The sequence below is a fragment of the Roseivivax sp. THAF30 genome, from assembly GCF_009363575.1.
Classification (GTDB): Bacteria; Pseudomonadota; Alphaproteobacteria; order Rhodobacterales; family Rhodobacteraceae; genus Roseivivax; species Roseivivax halotolerans.
In genome coordinates, this window is sequence record NZ_CP045389.1 from 2,907,164 (window position 1) to 2,924,789 (window position 17,626).

Sequence of the window (17,626 nt, forward strand, 5' to 3'; positions counted from 1 at the left end):
GCTCAGCCTTTCATCACGTTGATGTCTTCCACCGCGATTGTGCCGCGGTTGCGGAAGAAGCAGACGAGGATCGCAAGGCCGATGGCCGCCTCGGCGGCAGCGACGGTCAGCACGAAAAGCGTGAAGACCTGCCCCACCAGATCGCCCAGATGCGCCGAGAAGGCCACGAGGTTGATGTTGACCGCCAGCAGCATGAGCTCGATCGACATCAGAAGGATGATCACGTTCTTCCGGTTCAGAAAAAGCCCGAAGATGCCGATGACGAACAGCACGGCCGCCACCGTCAGGTAATGTTCCAGTCCGATCATTCTCGGTCCCTCATCCGTCCTGAGCGCGGAAAATCCCGGATTTTCCGGCCCGTTTTCTTGGCGAAGAAAACGGCCAGCGCCGCTTCCCGCGTCTTGCTCCGGCCCGGGCTTGTCACCCGTGGCCGGAAAACTCGTCAATGCTCCCGCGCGATCTTCACGCCGGATATGTTTGTCAGAGCCCTTGGCCGGGCTTCACGTCCTTCAGCTCCATCGAGGTCTTCGGGTCGCGGTAGATCTGCGCGAGGATGTCCTGCCGCTTGACGTCCGAGCGATGGCGCAGCGTCAACACGATCGCCCCGATCATCGCGACGAGAAGGATGAGCCCTGCCAGCTGGAACAGCAGGAAGTACTGATCGTAAAGGATCAGACCCAGGGCCTCCGTGTTGTGACGGTCGACCGGGATGGCCTGCGCGACATTGGACGCCGCCACTTCCGAGCTCTCCCAGGCCCCGAAGACGATCGCGAATTGCATTAGGATCACGATCCCGATCAACAGCGCCACCGGCACGTAGCGCGCCATCTCGGCCTTGAGGGCGGCGAAGTCGATATCGAGCATCATCACCACGAACAGAAAGAGCACCGCGACCGCGCCGACATAGACGATGATCAGCAGCATCGCCACGAATTCCGCGCCCATCAGGACAAAGAGCCCGGCCGAGCTCAGAAACGCCAGGATCAGCCAGAGCACCGAATGCACGGGGTTGCGGCTGATGACGGTGAAGAGCCCGCCCGCCAGCGTGGAAATCGCGAAGAGATAGAAGGCAAAGGCGCTCATGTGGTCTCGTCCTTTCCGTCCGCCTCCATGACTTCGCGCGCCAGGTCCATGGCGCGGGTCATGGCGGGAATGCCGGCGAACATCGACATCTGTGCGATGGTCTCGGCGATCTCGTCCTTGGTCGCTCCGGCTTCACGCGCATGGCGCACATTCATCCGGAACGGGGTTTCTGCCTGCGCGCCTTGCATCGTCAGACCTGCCAAGGTCAAGAGCAGCCGCGTCTTTGCATCGAGCCCATCCTTCGACAGGCCCTTGCCGAAGGACATTTCCATGAACTCTTTCGGCATGGTCGGCCAGTACTGCTCGAACTCGCGGACGTTGAACGTCTCGAGCGCCGGATTCCAGGCTTTCGCCATCTCCTGCGCCTGCCGCATGAACAGCTCGAAAGGGTTCTGGGTGTCGCTCATCTGTAGGGCGCGTCCAGCTCGAGATTGCGCGCGATCTCGGCTTCCCAGCGTTCACCGTTCTCGAGGAGCTTCTGCTTGTCGTAGTAGAGCTCTTCGCGGGTCTCCGTGGAAAACTCGAAATTCGGGCCTTCGACGATGGCATCGACCGGACAGGCCTCCTGGCAGAAACCGCAATAGATGCATTTCGTCATGTCGATGTCGTAGCGCGTGGTGCGGCGCGAACCGTCCTCGCGGGGCTCGGCGTCGATGGTGATCGCCTGGGCGGGGCAGATCGCCTCGCAGAGTTTGCAGGCGATGCAGCGCTCTTCGCCGTTGGGATAGCGACGCAGCGCATGCTCCCCGCGAAACCGCGGGCTCAGCGGCCCTTTTTCGTGCGGATAATTGACCGTCGCCTTCGGGCCGAAGAAGTATTTCACCCCGAGTTTCAGCCCCTTCCACACATCCGAGAGAAGGAAGTAGCTGGCGGCCCGGGAATAGTCAGTCTGGGCCATGATTAACCCCCAATCGTTTGCAAGTGGCGCATCATGCGCCGACGCTCCAGCGCGCGAAGACGCCCCAGAACCATCCGAATTTCGCGGCGAAGGCCACGAAGACCACCCAGACGAGGCTGAAAGGCAGGAACACTTTCCACCCCAGCCGCATCAGCTGGTCGTAGCGATAGCGCGGCGTGATCGCCTTCACCATCGCGAAGAGGAAGAAGAAGAAGGCCATCTTCGCGACCATCCAGAGCGGCCCATCGGGCAGGAACGGGATGGGCGACAGCCAGCCACCGAAGAACAAGAGCGAGGTCAGCGCACACATCAGGAAGATGGCGATGTATTCCCCGGCCATGAACAGAAGGAACGGCGTGGAGGAATACTCGACCTGGTAGCCCGCCACGAGCTCCGATTCCGCCTCCGGCAGATCGAAGGGCGGGCGGTTCGTCTCGGCAAGCGCCGAGATGAAGAACAAAAAGACCATCGGCAGGTGCGGCAGCCAGTACCAGTTGAAGAACCCAAGATCCCCTTCCTGCGCGCGGACGATGTCACCGAAATTCATCGAGCCGGTCGAGAGGATCACCCCGATGATGATAAGACCGATCGAGACTTCGTAGGAGATCATCTGCGCCGCGGAGCGCAAGCTGCCGAGGAACGGGTATTTCGAGTTCGACGCCCAGCCGCCCATGATGACCCCGTAGACCTCAAGCGAGGAGATCGCGAAGACATAGAGAATGGCGACGTTGATGTCGGACAGCACCCACGTGTCGTTGAACGGAATCACCGCCCAGGCGACCATGGCGAGCACGAAGGACGTCAGCGGCGCGAGGATGAAGACCGTCCGGTCCGAACCCGCCGGAACCACGACCTCTTTCACCACGTATTTCAGTGCATCGGCCACCGTCTGCAGAAGGCCGAACACGCCCACGACGTTCGGGCCGCGCCGCAACTGGACGGCGGCCCAGATCTTGCGGTCGCCATAGACGAGAAACAGCAGCGAGATCATCACGAAGCTCACCACGGCAAGGCACTGGGCGACGATGATCAGGGCTGTACCGCCGGTGGACATCATGAAGTCAGACATCGGGTCCTCATACCATCGGTATTCCGTTTTCCCTGCAGGCGGCGGCGACGACTTCGGCGTCGATCGTCCTCAGCCCACGGGGGAGCGCTGGCGAAATGGTGTAAACCGCATCTGCGCGCCAGAGGCCACCCTCTTCCTCGACATTTGTGCGTAAATGCCGCGCGAATCCGTAGCCCCTGATCAATGTGTACTGCGCCACGGCGCATTCGACATAGTCTTCGAGGTCTCCGGCGTCGCGTGCGCCGCGCATTTCGACCAGGAACTGCACCAGGTCGCCGTCGAGAAGCCGCGTTTCGATTCCCTGGTACTCCGGGGTGAACGGCAACTCGTCACGGGTTTCACCAGAATCGGCGCAGGCCGCCACGAGGGCGGCCAGCGATATCAGGGCCAGGCGCAAGCCTGTCATCGGCGTCACTCCGCGGCGATCTTGGTCTCGCGACGCGCCTTGGCATTGGCGCTGAGCTCCGCCATCAGGCTCGAGGCCCGTGCGATCGGGTTGGTCAGGTAGAAATCCCGGATGGGCAGGTCGAACGCGCCCTCGCCAAGTCTGGCATCGGTCTTGTGAACCAGCCAGTCATTGCCCGGCACCGTGTCGATCTCTGCAAGATGGGGCGTGCCCTTGACCATGTCCGAGCGCAGCTCTGCGATGCTGTCGAAAGGAAGCTGCTTGCCCGCCTCGGCCGACAGCGCCCGCAGGATCGCCCAGTTCTCCTTGGCCTCGCCCGGCGCGAAACCGGCGCGGAGCGCAAGCTGCGGGCGGCCTTCGGTGTTCACGAAAAGACCCTGCTCCTCGGTATAGGCCGCGCCCGGCAAGATCACGTCGGCCCGGTGCGCTCCGCGATCGCCGTGGCTGCCCTGGTAGATGACGAAGGGCCCCTGCTCGATGTCGATCTCGTCGGCACCGAGGTTGTAGACCACATCCGCGCCATCCATCGCAGCCGGAAGACCACCGTCCGTCACCGCGCCCAGATCGAGGGCACCGACCCGCGACGCGGCGGTGTGCAGGACCATGAACTTGGCATCCGCGCTCTCGGCAAAGGACATGAGCTCGGATAGCACAGCCTCACCGTCTTCGCCGCGAAGCGCGCCCTGACCGACGATGACCACGAGGCGCTCGCGCTCCTTCATCGCGTCCGAGACGCCACGCTCCAGCACCTTCTTGAGCGCCGCGCGGTCGGATCCGAGGTGTTCGTATTCGTAGGTCAGCTCGACCGGCTCGCCGATCAGCGCCACATCGCCGCCCGCGGCCCATGCCTTGCGGATGCGCGCGTTGAGCACCGGGGCTTCAACCGCCGGGTTCGTGCCGACGAGGAGGACCATCTCGGCGGTATCGAGATCCTCGACCGCCGCTGTGCCCACATAGGCCGAGCGGTTGCCAGCCGGCAGCTTCGCGCCATCCGTGCGGCATTCCACCGAACCGCCGAAGCTCTCCACCAGCTCTTTGAGCGCATAGGTCGCCTCGACCGGGGCAAGATCGCCGACGAGGCCGGTAAGCTTCTTGGCACCCTTGATCGCCGATGCCGCCTTTTCGAGGGCTTCGGGCCAGGTCGCCGGACGCAGCTTGCCGTTTTCGCGGATGAACGGCTTGTCGAGGCGCTGGCGCTTGAGACCATCCCAGACGAACCGCGTCTTGTCGGAGATCCATTCCTCGTTCGTGCCGTCATGATTCCGGGGCAGGAAGCGCATGACTTCGCGGCCTTTCGTGTCGACGCGGATCGAGGAGCCGAGCGCGTCCATAACGTCGATGCTCTCGGTCTTGGTCAGCTCCCACGGACGGGCGGTGAAGGCATAAGGACGCGACACAAGCGCGCCCACAGGGCAAAGGTCGATGATGTTGCCCTGCAAGTTCGAATCCAGCGTCTCGCCCAGATACGCGGTAATCTCGGCATCCTCGCCGCGGCCGGTCTGGCCCATCGTGTTGATGCCAGCGACCTCGGTCGTGAACCGCACGCAGCGCGTGCAGGAGATGCAGCGCGTCATATGCGTCTCGACGAGCGGGCCGAGATCGAGATCGTCCACCGCGCGCTTGGGCTCGCGGTAGCGCGAGAAATCGACGCCATACGCCATCGCCTGGTCTTGCAGGTCGCATTCCCCGCCCTGGTCGCAGATCGGGCAATCGAGCGGGTGGTTGATGAGCAGGAATTCCATCACCCCCTCACGGGCCTTCTTGACCATCGGAGAGTTGGTCCGCACGACCGGCGGCTGGCCCTCGGGTCCGGGACGCAAGTCGCGGACCTGCATCGCGCAGGAGGCGGCCGGCTTCGGCGGACCGCCCACGACCTCGACAAGGCACATCCGGCAATTGCCGGCGATCGACAGGCGCTCGTGGTAGCAGAAGCGCGGAATCTCCTTGCCCGCCTCTTCGCAGGCCTGGAGCAGCGTCATCGCGCCGTCCACTTCGATATCCTTGCCGTCGATATTGATCTTGCGGAGGTCTGACATCGTCTCGTCTCACCTTTCCCTGAGAAGGACGCCGATCTGGCTGCCCCTCGCTATTTCCTCGCGCCCGAAGGTGCAATAGTCGCCTGTGCTGGCCGGATCGAAACCGCGTTGGCGCAAAAGCGCCTCGCCGCGCCGACGCATCCGGGCCTTTTCCTCGTCCGAGGTCAAGTAATCCTCGATCTCTTCGGCGGTGTAGCCGAGGCTCTTGGCCCGGCTCTCGAGGCCCCGGATCCGGGACCAGGCATTGATCATGCGCGCGTCGATATTGTCACAGCGCTTGCGGATCTCGTCAGCGATGCCAACCATCAGAAGCCCGTCGTCGATCTCGCGCACCTGGTTCAGCGGCGGTTTCGACTGAGCGGCGGCCCCGTTCGCCCCAAGGACCAACGCAATCGACAGGATCAGGTTCACACTCCGCATGGTCTTTCTCCTCTTGACCGGTGGCCGCGTTAGAAAAGCGGCGCTTACGACAAGAGATGGGGCCGTCGGGCCGGGCTATCCAATATCAGACGCGGTTTCGGCAACCTGTCGCCGCGTCAATCGCAGTCAACTTTCCTCGATGCAGGTGCCACGCAGGACCACGCGGTCGCCGTCGCGCGGCAAGGCCTGCGGCGGAGTGCCCTCGGGCACGGTGTAGTCGATGACGGAGGTGCCGAGGAAGCGGATGCAGTGCTGCACCGCCTCGTATTGCGCGGCGGCGGCGGCACCCTCGATCCCCTTGGAGATCGGCCCCGCGCTCGCCACGAAATTTGCGCGGTCGCGCGCCGGTGCGCTGGCATTGGCGCGGTAGAACTCACCCCCGAAGGCGACGCGGTTCTCGCCGCAGGAGGCGAGCGCCATCGCCGCGCCGGCAATGATCACGACAGACCGCATCCGCATCGCCCCTTTTTCCGACACCACGCTCATTCCGCGGCCATGACGGTGGCTTCGCGGTTGGTTCGCTTATGCTTGATGCGGTCCTCGATCTCATCCCGGAAATTGCGGATGAGGCCTTGGATGGGCCACGCCGCTGCATCGCCGAGCGCGCAGATCGTGTGACCCTCGACCTGCTTGGTCACGTCGAGCAGCATGTCGATCTCGTCGACTTCCGCCTCGCCTTTCACCAGCCGATCCATGACGCGCATCATCCAGCCGGTGCCCTCGCGGCACGGCGTGCACTGTCCGCAGCTTTCATGCTTGTAGAATTTCGACAGCCGCCAGATCGCCTTGATGATGTCGGTGTCCTTGTCCATCACGATCACCGCCGCAGTGCCGAGACCCGATTGCAGCTCGGAGCGGAGATAGTCGAAATCCATCACCGCATCCTTCATCTTCTCGCCGCGCACGCAGGGCACGGAAGAGCCGCCCGGAATAACCGCCTTGAGGTTGTCCCAGCCGCCGCGGATGCCGCCGCAATGCGTCTCGATCAGTTCCTCGAACGAGATCGACATGCTCTCTTCGACGACGCACGGATTGTTGACGTGGCCGGAGACCGCAAAAAGCTTGGTGCCTGCGTTGTTCGGACGGCCGAAAGACGAGAACCAGCTCGCCCCGCGCCGCAGGATCGTCGGCACGACCGCGATGCTTTCGACGTTGTTCACAGTGGTCGGGCAGCCATACAGACCCGCGCCCGCCGGGAACGGCGGCTTCATGCGCGGCATGCCCTTCTTGCCCTCGAGGCTTTCGATCAGCGCCGTTTCCTCGCCGCAGATATAGGCCCCTGCCCCGTGCGTGAGGTAGATGTCGAAATCCCAGCCCGAACCCGCTGCGTTCTTGCCGACGAGACCCGCATCATAGGCTTCGTTGATCGCACGCTGCAGCGCTTCCTTCTCGCGGATGTATTCGCCGCGGATATAGATGTAGCAGGCATGGGCCTGCATCGCGAAAGAGGCGATCAGGCAGCCTTCGATCAGCGTGTGCGGATCGTGGCGCATGATTTCCCGGTCCTTGCAGGTGCCCGGCTCGGATTCGTCGGCATTGACCACGAGGTATGCCGGACGTCCGTCGCTTTCCTTCGGCATGAACGACCACTTGAGGCCGGTCGGGAAGCCCGCGCCGCCGCGCCCGCGCAGACCCGATTCCTTCATTTCCGAGACGATCCAGTCGCGCCCCTTCTTGATGATGTCGCCGGTCCCGTCCCAGTGGCCGCGCGCCTGCGCGCCTTTCAGCGAACGGTCGTGCATCCCGTAAAGGTTCGTGAAGATCCGGTCCTGGTCTTGCAGCATCGTTCAGTCCTTATCCTTCTGGCGGTCCCGCCAGAGCCCGTAGAGCATAAATATCGCGTATCCGAACGCGGCCAACGCGACGAGATCGCACAGCGCGCGAGTGCGCTGATCCCAGCCGAGATAGGCACCGAGCGCGGTTGCGGCGATCCAGAAGAGGCCGGTTCCGGCGATCAGGAGGGCAATCGCCCGTCCGCGCCGCGCCTGGCTGTCATCCTGCATCGCCGCCCCGCTTGACCTCAGTAAACGTCGCCCTTGTCGACGCGCTTGGAGAACTCCGTCTCACCGCCCGACGCAAGGACTTTCGCCTGTTCGACCCAGTTGTCCCGGGTGACCCGACCTCTGAAACCGGTGAGGTTCTGGTTCACCCAGTTCACCTCGTCATCGCTCCAGCCCGCGATCTGGTCGAAATGATAGAAGCCGAGCTCGTTCAGAACCTTCTCTAGCTTCGGCCCGACACCCTTGATTTCCTTCAGGTTATCGGCGCTGCCGCCACGAGGGCCGTCAAGCGCTTCGGGCTTTTTCTGCGGCGCGTCGGGATCGAGGCTCGCGGCCGTGCGCGCCTCGGCATCCGCGCCGGCACTCGCGCCCGTGGCCATCGCCTGCCCGTCAGACGCGGCGGTTGGCTTCTTGGTGTCCTCGTCGGCGCCGTATTTCCAGCTGCCCTTGCGATCGGAGAGCTCCTTCTGGCCCGGCAGATCCTTCGAAGGTTTGACCTTCACCCCGGCTTCGGCATCGGCGCTTGCGGGCGCGGCATGCACGTCAGGCTGCGAGGCCGCGGCCTTTGCTCCGACGGCAGAAGCGGGTGCAGCCGGCTGATCGTTGCCCGAGGCGCCCCCTGCGGCGGACGATGCCCCTGCGCTTCCGGGCGCGACACCCGCGGTGCCCGGCGTCTTCGGGCCGTTCGCGCTGCCGAGCTTGACTTCACCTGGCCGTGTCAGCGGCGTGCAGAACATCCAGCTGAACAGGAAGCCCAATACGATGAACGCTACGCCCGCGAGGAAAATCGATCCGATCCATCCCGTGCTGCCGACGACCAGCAGCATCAGAAATGTGATGAACCCGACGCCGGCGGCAAGCCCCCAGCACCCCGTTTGGCAAGAGATGCCGTTGCTCTGTCCACTCATTCTCTCACTCCCTCTCGCGTGTTTTTGGTCAGTGTGTCCCGTCGTACACCTGTTTTAACACGCGAATCTATCTACGTCTCGTCATCCGACGTCAGAGCTTTCGCCTGCGAGACCCAATCATCACGGCTGACACGGCCTTTGAAGCCCTCGAGATGGTGGTCGACCCAGGCAACCTCCGCCTCGGTCCAGCCGGCGATCTGGTCGAAGTGATAAAATCCGAGCGAGTTCAGCATCTTCTCGAGCTTCGGTCCGACACCCTTGATCTTCTTGAGATCGTCGGCGCCGCCACCGCGCGGACCGGACAGCTGTTCGGGCTTTTCGCCGATGTCTTCCTCGGCCTCTTCCGCCGCCTGTGCCGGCTCGTAGCTCTTGGGGTGCGCCTTGCCCCTTGCAACCGCTTCGCGCTTGTCAACACCGGTCTCGTCGATCGGGTGATCCGGCGCTTTTTCGACACCGCGGGACGGCTCCGCCTCCCCGACCTCTTGGCTGAAATCGTGCCAGGGCGCTTCAAGCTCGACTTCACTTCCGTCGATCCGCTTGATCGTGTCGCCGATAGTGGTGGCCAGTTCAACCGATGCATTTTCAGGATGCCGGTCGGCCTCGTAGTCCTTGAGCGAGGTCAAACCCATCGCGGGCTCGGAGGCGTAGCGGCCGTTCTGCGGACCCGGTGTCGGCACCTTGCCGGCGAGGATCTCGTCCAGAATTTCCCCCAGACGTTCGGCGGTCAGATCCTCGTAATAATCCTTGCCGATCTGCGCCATCGGCGCGTTCGCGCAGGCGCCGAGGCACTCGACCTCCTCCCAGGAGAGCTTGCCGTCCGCAGAGGTTTCGAAGGGTTTCTGAGCAATCTTTTCCTTGCAGACCGCCACAAGATCTTCGGCGCCGCAGATCATGCAGGAGGTCGTGCCGCAGATCTGGATATGCGCGACAGAGCCGACGGGCTGGAGCTGGAACATGAAGTAGAAGGTCGCGACCTCGAGCGCGCGCATATACGCCATGTCGAGCATCTCGGCGATATGCTCGATCGCGGGGCGCGAGAGCCAGCCTTCTTGTTCCTGCGCCCGCCAGAGAAGCGGAATGATCGCCGAAGCCTGACGGCCCTTCGGGAACTTCGTGATCTGCGTCCGCGCCCATGCGAGGTTGTCGGGCGTGAAGGCGAAGCTCTCGGGTTGCTCTTTATGCAGTCGTCTCAGCATGGCGTTCTTTCCGTTGCGCACTCGGCGCGCATGTCAGTCTCTGGCTCAGGCCGTCTCATCGTCCGCAGGTTCAGCGGCGGGCTCGGCCGGCGCGCAGCTGCCCGTCACGAGGCGCATTCCGCCATTCGACAGGCGCACGGCCGCATCCGTTTCAACGCGGAAGGAAGCCATTTCCTGCGTCTGGGGGCGCGACAGGCCGGTCTGGATCTCGACCGCCTGGTAATCGCCCTCATCAATAAGATCGCAGCCAATCGAGGCAACAGCCCTGTCGAAGCTCGCGACATCGGCTTCGTCGGTGCCTTCGGGCGGCATCGCACAACCCGCGACCAGACCCAGCCCCAAAAGGCTCACAAAAATTCGGCGCATCCCCCGCACTCCTGTTTTTATTGGCGGACCGCTTCGCTCAGCGGTCCACTTCCCCGAACACGATATCCATCGAGCCCAGAATGGCGGCCACATCGGCCAGCTGGTGGCCCTTGGCCATGAAATCCATCGCCTGAAGGTGGGCGTAGCCGGGCGCACGGATCTTGGCGCGGTACGGCCGGTTCGTGCCATCCGCCACCAGGTAGACGCCAAACTCGCCCTTCGGAGCCTCGACGCAGGCATACACCTCGCCCTCGGGCACGTGGAACCCTTCGGTATAGAGTTTGAAGTGATGGATGAGCGCCTCCATCGAGGTTTTCATCTCGCTCCGCTTCGGCGGTGTGACCTTGCCGCGCGCAAGGATGTCGCCCTTGTTCTCGGGCATCCGAAGCTTCTCGATGGCTTGCAGCATGATATGGATCGACTGGCGCATCTCTTCCATGCGGACGAGATAGCGATCGTAGCAATCGCCGTTCTTGCCCACGGGAATGCGGAACTCGAACTCGTCGTAGCATTCATACGGCTGCGCCCGCCGCAGATCCCACGCCATGCCAGAGCCGCGCACCATGACGCCGGAGAAGCCCCATTCCTGCGCGTCGGCTTGCGTGATGACGCCAATATCGACGTTACGCTGCTTGAAGATGCGGTTCTCGGTCAGAAGCCCGTCGATATCGTCGAGCACCTTCGGGAACTCGCGGCACCATTCCTCCATATCCGCCAGGAGCTCGTCCGGCAGATCCTGGTGCACGCCGCCGGGACGGAAATAGCTGGCGTGCAGGCGGGCCCCCGAGGCACGCTCGTAGAAGACCATGAGCTTCTCACGTTCCTCGAAGCCCCAGAGCGGCGGCGTGAGCGCGCCCACGTCCATCGCCTGCGTGGTGACGTTGAGAAGGTGATTCAGGATCCGGCCGACTTCGCAGAAAAGCACCCGGATCAGCTGCGCGCGACGCGGCACGGGCGTGTCGGTCAGTTTCTCGATGGCGAGGCACCAGCCGTGCTCCTGGTTCATCGTGCCGACATAGTCGAGACGATCGAAATAAGGCAGGTTCTGCAGGTAGGTGCGGCTTTCCATCAGCTTCTCGGTGCCGCGATGGAGGAGGCCGATATGCGGATCGCACCGCTCCACGATCTCGCCGTCAAGCTCCAGCACGAGACGAAGCACGCCATGCGCCGCCGGGTGCTGCGGCCCGAAGTTAATGTTGAAGTTGCGGATCCGCTGTTCCTGCGTCTGCGCGTCGTCGAACTGATTGGTGCCGTCCATCATTTCGCGCCCTCCTCGGCCTTCTCGTCGCCCGGCAGCACGTATTCCGCGCCTTCCCAGGGGCTCATGAAGTCGAACTGGCGATATTCCTGCACAAGGCTCACGGGCTCATAGATCACCCGCTTCTGCTCTTCGTCGTAGCGCACCTCAACATAGCCGGTCGTCGGGAAATCCTTGCGCAGGGGATGCCCGCGGAAGCCGTAATCGGTGAGGATGCGGCGCAGGTCCGGGTGACCGGAGAACAGGAGGCCGAACATGTCGAACACCTCGCGCTCGAACCAGTCGGCGGACGGATGCACGGAGGTGATCGAGGGCACGATGTCCTCCTCGCGCGCCGCGACCTTGAGCCGGATACGGTGGTTCTGGTGCATCGAGAGGAAGTGGTAGACCACGTCGAACCGCTTTGCGCGCTGCGGGTAATCCACTGCCGTGATGTCGATCAGGGTCGTGAACCGGCAGGTCGGCTCGTCCCGCAACCATTCCACGAGACCGCGGATGTTGGCGGGCGCGACCTGCATGGTCAGCTCGCCCTGCGTGACCTCCCAGGTGACGATGCATTCGGGGCGCTTGGCCTCGATGTAACCGCCGAGTTCCTGCATTTCGCTGCTCATGAGCGGGTCTCCTTCAGCGCGTCAGCGTGCCGGTGCGCCGGATCTTCCGTTGCAGGGCCATGACCCCGTAAACGAGCGCCTCGGCGGTCGGCGGGCAGCCGGGCACGTAGATGTCCACCGGCACGACACGGTCGCAGCCGCGCACGACACTGTAGCTGTAATGGTAATAGCCGCCGCCATTGGCGCACGATCCCATCGAGATCACGTAGCGCGGCTCCGGCATCTGGTCGTAGACCTTACGCAGCGCGGGGGCCATCTTGTTGGTCAGCGTGCCCGCGACGATCATGAGGTCTGACTGGCGCGGGCTGGCGCGCGGCGCGACGCCGAAGCGCTCGAGATCGTAGCGCGGCATCGAGGAATGCATCATCTCGACCGCGCAGCAAGCGAGCCCGAACGTCATCCAGTGCAGCGAGCCGGTGCGCGCCCAGTTGATGATGTCCTCGGTCGAGGTCAGCAGGAAGCCCTTGTCGGTGAGCTCCCGGTTGAGGTTCTGCGTGGCCACCTCGCGGTCGGGACCGGCGGTGTTCGCGCCTGTCATCACTCCCATTCGAGCGCCCCTTTCTTCCATTCATAGGCAAAGCCGATGGTCAGAACTCCGAGAAAGACCATCATCGACCAGAAACCGACCATCGAGACATCCTGGAACGCGACGGCCCAGGGAAACAGGAAGGCGATTTCAAGATCGAAGATGATGAAAAGGATCGAGACCAGGTAGAAGCGCACGTCGAACTTCATCCGCGCGTCATCGAAAGCGTTGAACCCGCATTCATAGGCCGACACCTTCTCGGGGTCGGGATTGCGGACCGCCAGCACGACAGCGGCGAGGATGAGCACGAGGCCGAGCCCGATGGCAATGGCCAGGAACACGAGAATCGGGAGGTATTCCCTCAGCATCTCTTCCACGGAGATCTTTCCTTTCCCTGTTTCTGCGCGCCGCAATCATGACAGATCAACGGGCGCACGTCCTCCGGTAGCGGAGTTGGCTAGGGCTCATCTATCCCTCGCCCTTCTGGGGGTCAACGGCCCGGGTGCCCCTTACGGTCCATAGAGAGCGCCTTTTCCGGCCTCTGCGCGAAGAGGACGCAGGATCGGTCGCGCGTCATTCGGCCCAGCGCGGCTTTCGCTTGTCGAAAAAGGCCGTGAGCCCCTCGCTCGCCTCCTCGGTCTCCCAACGGGTGGCGAGCGCATCGATCGCCATGTCGACATCGTCCTGCGTCACGCGGCCTGCAAGAGCGTTGAGAAGAGCCTTGGCCTCCGCGACGGCGCCCGGCGCGCAGGTCAGGTAGGGCGCGATCTCTGCCTCGACGGCAGCGTCCAGTGCCTCCTCGTCCGCCGCGACCCGCGCCAGGAGGTTCAGCCGAACTGCCTCCTCAGCCTCGAAGATGCGCGCGTTCATGAAGACCTCGCGCGCCCGCGCCCCGCCCATCCGAGCGATCACGTAAGGCCCGATATTGGCGGGAAGCAGCCCCAGCCGCACCTCGGTGAAGCCCATCTTCACGCCGGCAAGGCCGATCGCCACGTCGCACACCGAGATGAGCCCGACCCCGCCGCCGAACGCATTGCCGTGAACGCGTCCGATCAGGGGCTGTGGCAACGCGGCCAGTGCGCCCAAAGCCTCCGCGATCCGGCGGCTTTCACGCTTGCGGGTTTCTGCGTCCATCTCGCGCTGCTCGCGCATCCAGGCCAGATCACCCCCGGCCGAGAAGGTCTTGCCCTCCGCGGCCAGCACGACGACGCGCACCTCGATGTCACGCGCCAGCGCCTCGGCCGCGTCCACGAGCTCGGTCATCATCTGCGCCGAAAGCGCGTTGTGCTTGTCCGCCCGCGCAAGCCAGAGCGTCGCCACGCCGCGCGCATCCGTTTCGGTCCGTATCAGATCAGCCATGCTGCGCCCCTCCTGTTCTCAGCGATTGCGCGATGACCTCGCCCTCCTCAAGTACGGCCATGTCGAGCCCGGTCTCGTAGCCGAGCGCTTTTAGCCGCGCCGCGACCTTGCCAGTCGCCACATTGCCCTTCGCGCCGGGCGCATAGGGACAGCCGCCAAGCCCGCCGATCGCCGTGTCGAAGACCCGAAGCCCCCGTCCGAGCGCAACCTCGATATTCTCAAGAGCCCGTCCCGAGGTGTCGTGAAAATGCCCCGCAAGCTTCGGCGCGGGCATCTCCTCCAGCACCGCGCTCAGCATCGCGTCCACCGCCTCGGGTGTCCCCTGCCCGATCGTATCCCCGAGGCTGACCTCGTAGACGCCCATATCCCGAAGCGCCGCGACAACCCGCGCGGTCTCGCTCGGTGCGACCGGCCCGTCATAGGGGCATTCGACGACGCAGGAGACATAGCCTCTGACTGGCAAGCTGGCCGCGCGCGCGGCCTCGGCCACGGGCGCGAACCGCTCGAGGCTCTCTGCGATGCTTGCGTTGATGTTGGCCTTGGAAAACCCCTCCGAGGCCGAGCCGAAGATCGCGACCTCGTCTGCTCCCGCCTCGAGCGCCGCCTCGAGGCCGCGCATATTCGGCGTCAACGCCGCGTAAGAGATGCCCGGTACCCGCGTGATCCCGGCCAGCACCTCCCCGGAATTTGCCATCTGCGGTACCCATTTCGGGCTCACGAAAGAGGCCACCTCGATCCGCCGGAACCCCACGCGGCTGAGGCAATCTATCAGTCGCACCTTGCCCGCGACCGAGATCTCACCCGGCTCGTTCTGAAGCCCGTCGCGCGGCCCCACCTCGAAAAGCTCGACCGGCCCGCTCATGTCTCTTCTCCAGGCAAGGGATAGAAGTCGCAGTCATAGAGATCCTGCTCCCCGTCGCGTGCCTTCGCGGCGATGTATGCCGGGCGCGCCTTGAGCCGCTCCCAATAGGCCATCAGCGCCGGAAACTCCTCCATCCGCACGTAATAGCGCGCAAGCTCGAACCCGTAGGAGAGCATGATATCAGCCGCAGAAAAGCCGCTCGGAAGAACATAATCGCCCGATAACAGCGCCTCGGCCCCTCGCAGCGCGCCGCGGAGGCGCGCGGTCAGAAGCTTGATGACCACGGGCGAGGCATCCTCGGGATTACGCAGGAAAACGCGATTGAGGTTCAGATTCTCGACAAGACAGCCGATCGTCTCGGAATAGGCCAGCGTCTCGAGATACCGCGCGCGCCCGTCCTCGCCGGGTGCCGGTTGCAAGCGCGGCTCGGGATGGCGCTCGCACAGGATCTGCAGGATCGCGCCGCTCTCGACCATCGTCTCGCCATGGTAGTCGAGCGCAGGCACACGTCCCGCGGGAGAGAGCGCCAGAAAGTCGGGGCTCCGCATGGAGCCGTCGCGGATCGAGAAATAGGCCACCTCGTATTCGAGACCGAGTTCTTCCATCAGCCACATGACCCGGAAGGACCGCCCGAGCGGCACATGGTGCAGCCGGATCATGCCTCGTCCTCGGGCTCGAGCCGCAGAAGCGCCGCGCCTGCCTCGACCTGGTCGCCTTCCGCGACCAGAACCTCCGCCACACGTCCGCTGCGCCCGGCCTTGAGCCCATGTTCCATCTTCATCGCCTCGAGCACCGCAAGGCGCGCACCCGCCTCGACCGCGTCGCCTGCGCTGACAAGGATCTGGGCGACACGGCCCGGCATCGGTGCCTCGATCGCATCGCTCGAATGCGCCGCCGCTGCGCGTGCCAGGGGATCGACGATATCGAAGCCCTGCCCGTGATGGGCGAAGACGGTGACGCGCCCGCCATGCCGCACCGCGCCGCAGGCGGGCATCCCGTCAAAGCGCCAATGTCCTGCCTCGCGCTCGGCAAGAACGGTATCGCCCGGCAACCGAAACTCGATCCGGTCGGGCCCGAGCACGGCCAGTCGCACCACGAGCTCCTCGCCGCCCCGGACCAGCACGACGCGCTGCATGAGCGGCTGCCAGAGCGAGAACCCCTGGTGCGCCGCCGCCGGTCCGTCGAGGCCGAGCGCGGTCAGCGCCGCCTCGGCCACGACGTGCGGCGCCGTCTCCGGCTCCGCCGTCAACATCTCGAGGTCGCGACCGATGAGCCCGGTATCGACATCGCCCGCGGCGAATCCCGGATGCCGCGTCAGCGCGCCAAGAAAGGCAAGGTTGGTCACCGTTCCGGCAACCTCGGCCTCTTCGAGCGCGCGGCTCATTCGCGCCAGGGCGATCTCGCGCGTCGCCCCGTGGGTGACGAGCTTCGCGATCATCGGATCGTAATGCGGGCTGATCGTGTCGCCCGCGCGCACGCCGGTATCCGCCCTCACTCCTTCAGGAAAGCGCAGGTGATCGAGCCGCCCCGTTGCCGGCAGGAATCCCTTGGGCACGTCCTCGGCGTAAAGCCGCGCCTCAAAAGCGTGGCCCACAAGCGGGATCTCCTCCTGCAAAAGCGGCAGATCCTCCCCGGCGGCCACGCGTAGCTGCCATTCCACGAGGTCGATCCCCGTCACCGCCTCGGTCACCGGATGCTCGACCTGGAGGCGTGTGTTCATCTCCATGAAGAAGAAGCCGTCGGGCGAAAGCCCACCCTCTCCGTCCACGATGAACTCGACCGTGCCCGCGCCCTTGTAGCCGATGGCCTCGGCGGCCCGGACCGCTGCCTCTCCCATCGCGGCGCGCATCTCGGGGGTCATGCCGGGCGCCGGCGCTTCCTCGATCACCTTCTGGTGCCGCCGCTGAAGCGAGCAGTCGCGCTCGTAAAGATGCACCGCCCGCGTCCCGTCGCCGAAGACCTGCACCTCGATATGCCGCGGCTTGGTGACGAATTTCTCCACGAGCACGGCCTCGTTGCCGAAAGCGCCCCTCGCCTCCGCGCGTGCAGAGGCCAGCGCTTCGGCAAAATCCGCCTCCTCCTCGACGAGCCGCATGCCCTTGCCGCCGCCGCCCGCGACCGCCTTGATGAGCACCGGATACCCGATCCGCCCGGCCGCCTCCGCCAGATGCGCGTCGCTCTGCTCTGCGCCATGATAGCCAGGCACGACCGGAACGCCGGCCTCTTCCATAAGAGCCTTGGCGGCATCCTTGAGTCCCATCGCCCGGATCGCCTTGGCGGACGGGCCTATGAAGACGAGCCCCGCCGCTTCGACCGCTTCCACGAAATCGGGATTTTCCGACAGAAAGCCGTAGCCCGGATGGATCGCCTCCGCCCCGCGCTCGAGCGCCGCCTCGATGATCGCCTCGCCGCGCAGGTAGCTCTCCGCAGGCGCAGGTCCGCCGATATGCGCCGCCTCGTCCGCCAGGGCGACATGCCGGGCGGTGCGGTCCGCATCGGAATAGACGGCGACTGTGCGGACACCCAAGGATCGCGCCGTCTCCATCACCCGGCAGGCGATCTCGCCCCTGTTGGCGATCAGGATCTTCTCAAACATCGCCGCTCCTTGCATCGCTCGTCATGCGCGCT

22 protein-coding genes are annotated in these 17,626 nt (G+C 64.4%); all 22 read right to left on the minus strand.

Going from position 1 to position 17,626, the window contains the following annotated elements:
- Positions 1-2 precede the first annotated feature (2 nt).
- The 22 genes from nuoK to FIU91_RS14155 all read right to left on the minus strand — a co-directional run bounded on the left by nuoK (position 3) and on the right by FIU91_RS14155 (position 17,594).
- Positions 3-308 carry an NADH-quinone oxidoreductase subunit NuoK gene (gene nuoK, locus FIU91_RS14050; RefSeq protein WP_048532290.1) on the minus strand — a complete coding sequence of 102 codons (306 nt, stop codon included), beginning with the start codon at positions 306-308 and terminating at the stop codon, positions 3-5.
- Positions 309-480: 172 nt separating this feature from the next.
- Positions 481-1,083, minus strand: coding sequence for an NADH-quinone oxidoreductase subunit J (locus FIU91_RS14055; protein ID WP_093009472.1), 603 nt, complete (start codon positions 1,081-1,083; stop codon positions 481-483).
- Entirely contained in the window at positions 1,080-1,490 is a 411-nt protein-coding gene (locus tag FIU91_RS14060) for a carboxymuconolactone decarboxylase family protein (RefSeq protein WP_093009473.1), read from the minus strand. Before FIU91_RS14060 ends, FIU91_RS14055 begins: the two co-directional genes overlap by 4 nt.
- Complete coding sequence (nuoI, locus tag FIU91_RS14065) at positions 1,487-1,981, minus strand: NADH-quinone oxidoreductase subunit NuoI (protein ID WP_093009474.1); 495 nt, start codon at positions 1,979-1,981, stop codon at positions 1,487-1,489. The genes FIU91_RS14060 and nuoI overlap by 4 nt, the downstream gene beginning before the upstream one ends.
- A gap of 31 nt (positions 1,982-2,012) precedes the next feature.
- The gene (gene nuoH / locus FIU91_RS14070; protein ID WP_093009475.1) at positions 2,013-3,050 is read right to left on the minus strand and encodes an NADH-quinone oxidoreductase subunit NuoH; all 1,038 of its coding nucleotides are present in this window, start codon (positions 3,048-3,050) and stop codon (positions 2,013-2,015) included.
- A 7-nt stretch (positions 3,051-3,057) separates the two neighbouring features.
- Positions 3,058-3,456 (minus strand): hypothetical protein, encoded by a 399-nt coding sequence (locus FIU91_RS14075; protein WP_172975014.1) that lies wholly within the window; start codon positions 3,454-3,456, stop codon positions 3,058-3,060.
- 5 nt (positions 3,457-3,461) lie between these two features.
- Complete coding sequence (nuoG, locus tag FIU91_RS14080) at positions 3,462-5,492, minus strand: NADH-quinone oxidoreductase subunit NuoG (protein WP_152462949.1); 2,031 nt, start codon at positions 5,490-5,492, stop codon at positions 3,462-3,464.
- A gap of 9 nt (positions 5,493-5,501) precedes the next feature.
- Positions 5,502-5,912: a DUF5333 domain-containing protein gene (locus tag FIU91_RS14085; protein ID WP_152462950.1), complete on the minus strand. Its 411-nt coding sequence runs from the start codon at positions 5,910-5,912 to the stop codon at positions 5,502-5,504.
- A gap of 126 nt (positions 5,913-6,038) precedes the next feature.
- Entirely contained in the window at positions 6,039-6,365 is a 327-nt protein-coding gene (locus tag FIU91_RS14090) for a hypothetical protein (RefSeq protein WP_152462951.1), read from the minus strand.
- Positions 6,366-6,394: 29 nt separating this feature from the next.
- On the minus strand, positions 6,395-7,696 hold the full coding sequence (gene nuoF, locus FIU91_RS14095) for an NADH-quinone oxidoreductase subunit NuoF (RefSeq protein ID WP_093009479.1): 1,302 nt from the start codon (positions 7,694-7,696) through the stop codon (positions 6,395-6,397).
- A gap of 3 nt (positions 7,697-7,699) precedes the next feature.
- Positions 7,700-7,915, minus strand: a complete 216-nt coding sequence (locus FIU91_RS14100) for a DUF5337 domain-containing protein (RefSeq protein WP_093009480.1) — start codon at positions 7,913-7,915, stop codon at positions 7,700-7,702.
- A 17-nt stretch (positions 7,916-7,932) separates the two neighbouring features.
- A complete protein-coding gene (locus tag FIU91_RS14105; protein ID WP_152462952.1) occupies positions 7,933-8,820 on the minus strand; it encodes an endonuclease in 888 nt (295 codons plus the stop codon).
- A gap of 71 nt (positions 8,821-8,891) precedes the next feature.
- Entirely contained in the window at positions 8,892-10,016 is a 1,125-nt protein-coding gene (locus FIU91_RS14110) for an NADH-quinone oxidoreductase subunit E (protein WP_152462953.1), read from the minus strand.
- A 45-nt stretch (positions 10,017-10,061) separates the two neighbouring features.
- Positions 10,062-10,382 carry a hypothetical protein gene (locus FIU91_RS14115; protein WP_152462954.1) on the minus strand — a complete coding sequence of 107 codons (321 nt, stop codon included), beginning with the start codon at positions 10,380-10,382 and terminating at the stop codon, positions 10,062-10,064.
- A 37-nt stretch (positions 10,383-10,419) separates the two neighbouring features.
- On the minus strand, positions 10,420-11,640 hold the full coding sequence (locus FIU91_RS14120; protein WP_093009722.1) for an NADH-quinone oxidoreductase subunit D: 1,221 nt from the start codon (positions 11,638-11,640) through the stop codon (positions 10,420-10,422).
- Positions 11,640-12,251 carry an NADH-quinone oxidoreductase subunit C gene (locus FIU91_RS14125; protein WP_093009484.1) on the minus strand — a complete coding sequence of 204 codons (612 nt, stop codon included), beginning with the start codon at positions 12,249-12,251 and terminating at the stop codon, positions 11,640-11,642. The genes FIU91_RS14120 and FIU91_RS14125 overlap by 1 nt, the downstream gene beginning before the upstream one ends.
- Positions 12,252-12,264: 13 nt before the next feature.
- On the minus strand, positions 12,265-12,798 hold the full coding sequence (locus FIU91_RS14130) for an NADH-quinone oxidoreductase subunit B family protein (protein ID WP_172975015.1): 534 nt from the start codon (positions 12,796-12,798) through the stop codon (positions 12,265-12,267).
- Positions 12,789-13,154, minus strand: a complete 366-nt coding sequence (locus tag FIU91_RS14135; RefSeq protein WP_093009485.1) for an NADH-quinone oxidoreductase subunit A — start codon at positions 13,152-13,154, stop codon at positions 12,789-12,791. Before FIU91_RS14135 ends, FIU91_RS14130 begins: the two co-directional genes overlap by 10 nt.
- Before the next feature lie 196 nt (positions 13,155-13,350).
- Positions 13,351-14,136: a crotonase/enoyl-CoA hydratase family protein gene (locus FIU91_RS14140; protein ID WP_152462955.1), complete on the minus strand. Its 786-nt coding sequence runs from the start codon at positions 14,134-14,136 to the stop codon at positions 13,351-13,353.
- Positions 14,129-14,998: a hydroxymethylglutaryl-CoA lyase gene (locus FIU91_RS14145; protein WP_152462956.1), complete on the minus strand. Its 870-nt coding sequence runs from the start codon at positions 14,996-14,998 to the stop codon at positions 14,129-14,131. The genes FIU91_RS14140 and FIU91_RS14145 overlap by 8 nt, the downstream gene beginning before the upstream one ends.
- Entirely contained in the window at positions 14,995-15,657 is a 663-nt protein-coding gene (locus FIU91_RS14150) for a glutathione S-transferase family protein (RefSeq protein ID WP_152462957.1), read from the minus strand. The genes FIU91_RS14145 and FIU91_RS14150 overlap by 4 nt, the downstream gene beginning before the upstream one ends.
- Entirely contained in the window at positions 15,654-17,594 is a 1,941-nt protein-coding gene (locus tag FIU91_RS14155; RefSeq protein ID WP_152462958.1) for an acetyl/propionyl/methylcrotonyl-CoA carboxylase subunit alpha, read from the minus strand. Before FIU91_RS14155 ends, FIU91_RS14150 begins: the two co-directional genes overlap by 4 nt.
- Positions 17,595-17,626: the final 32 nt, after the last annotated feature.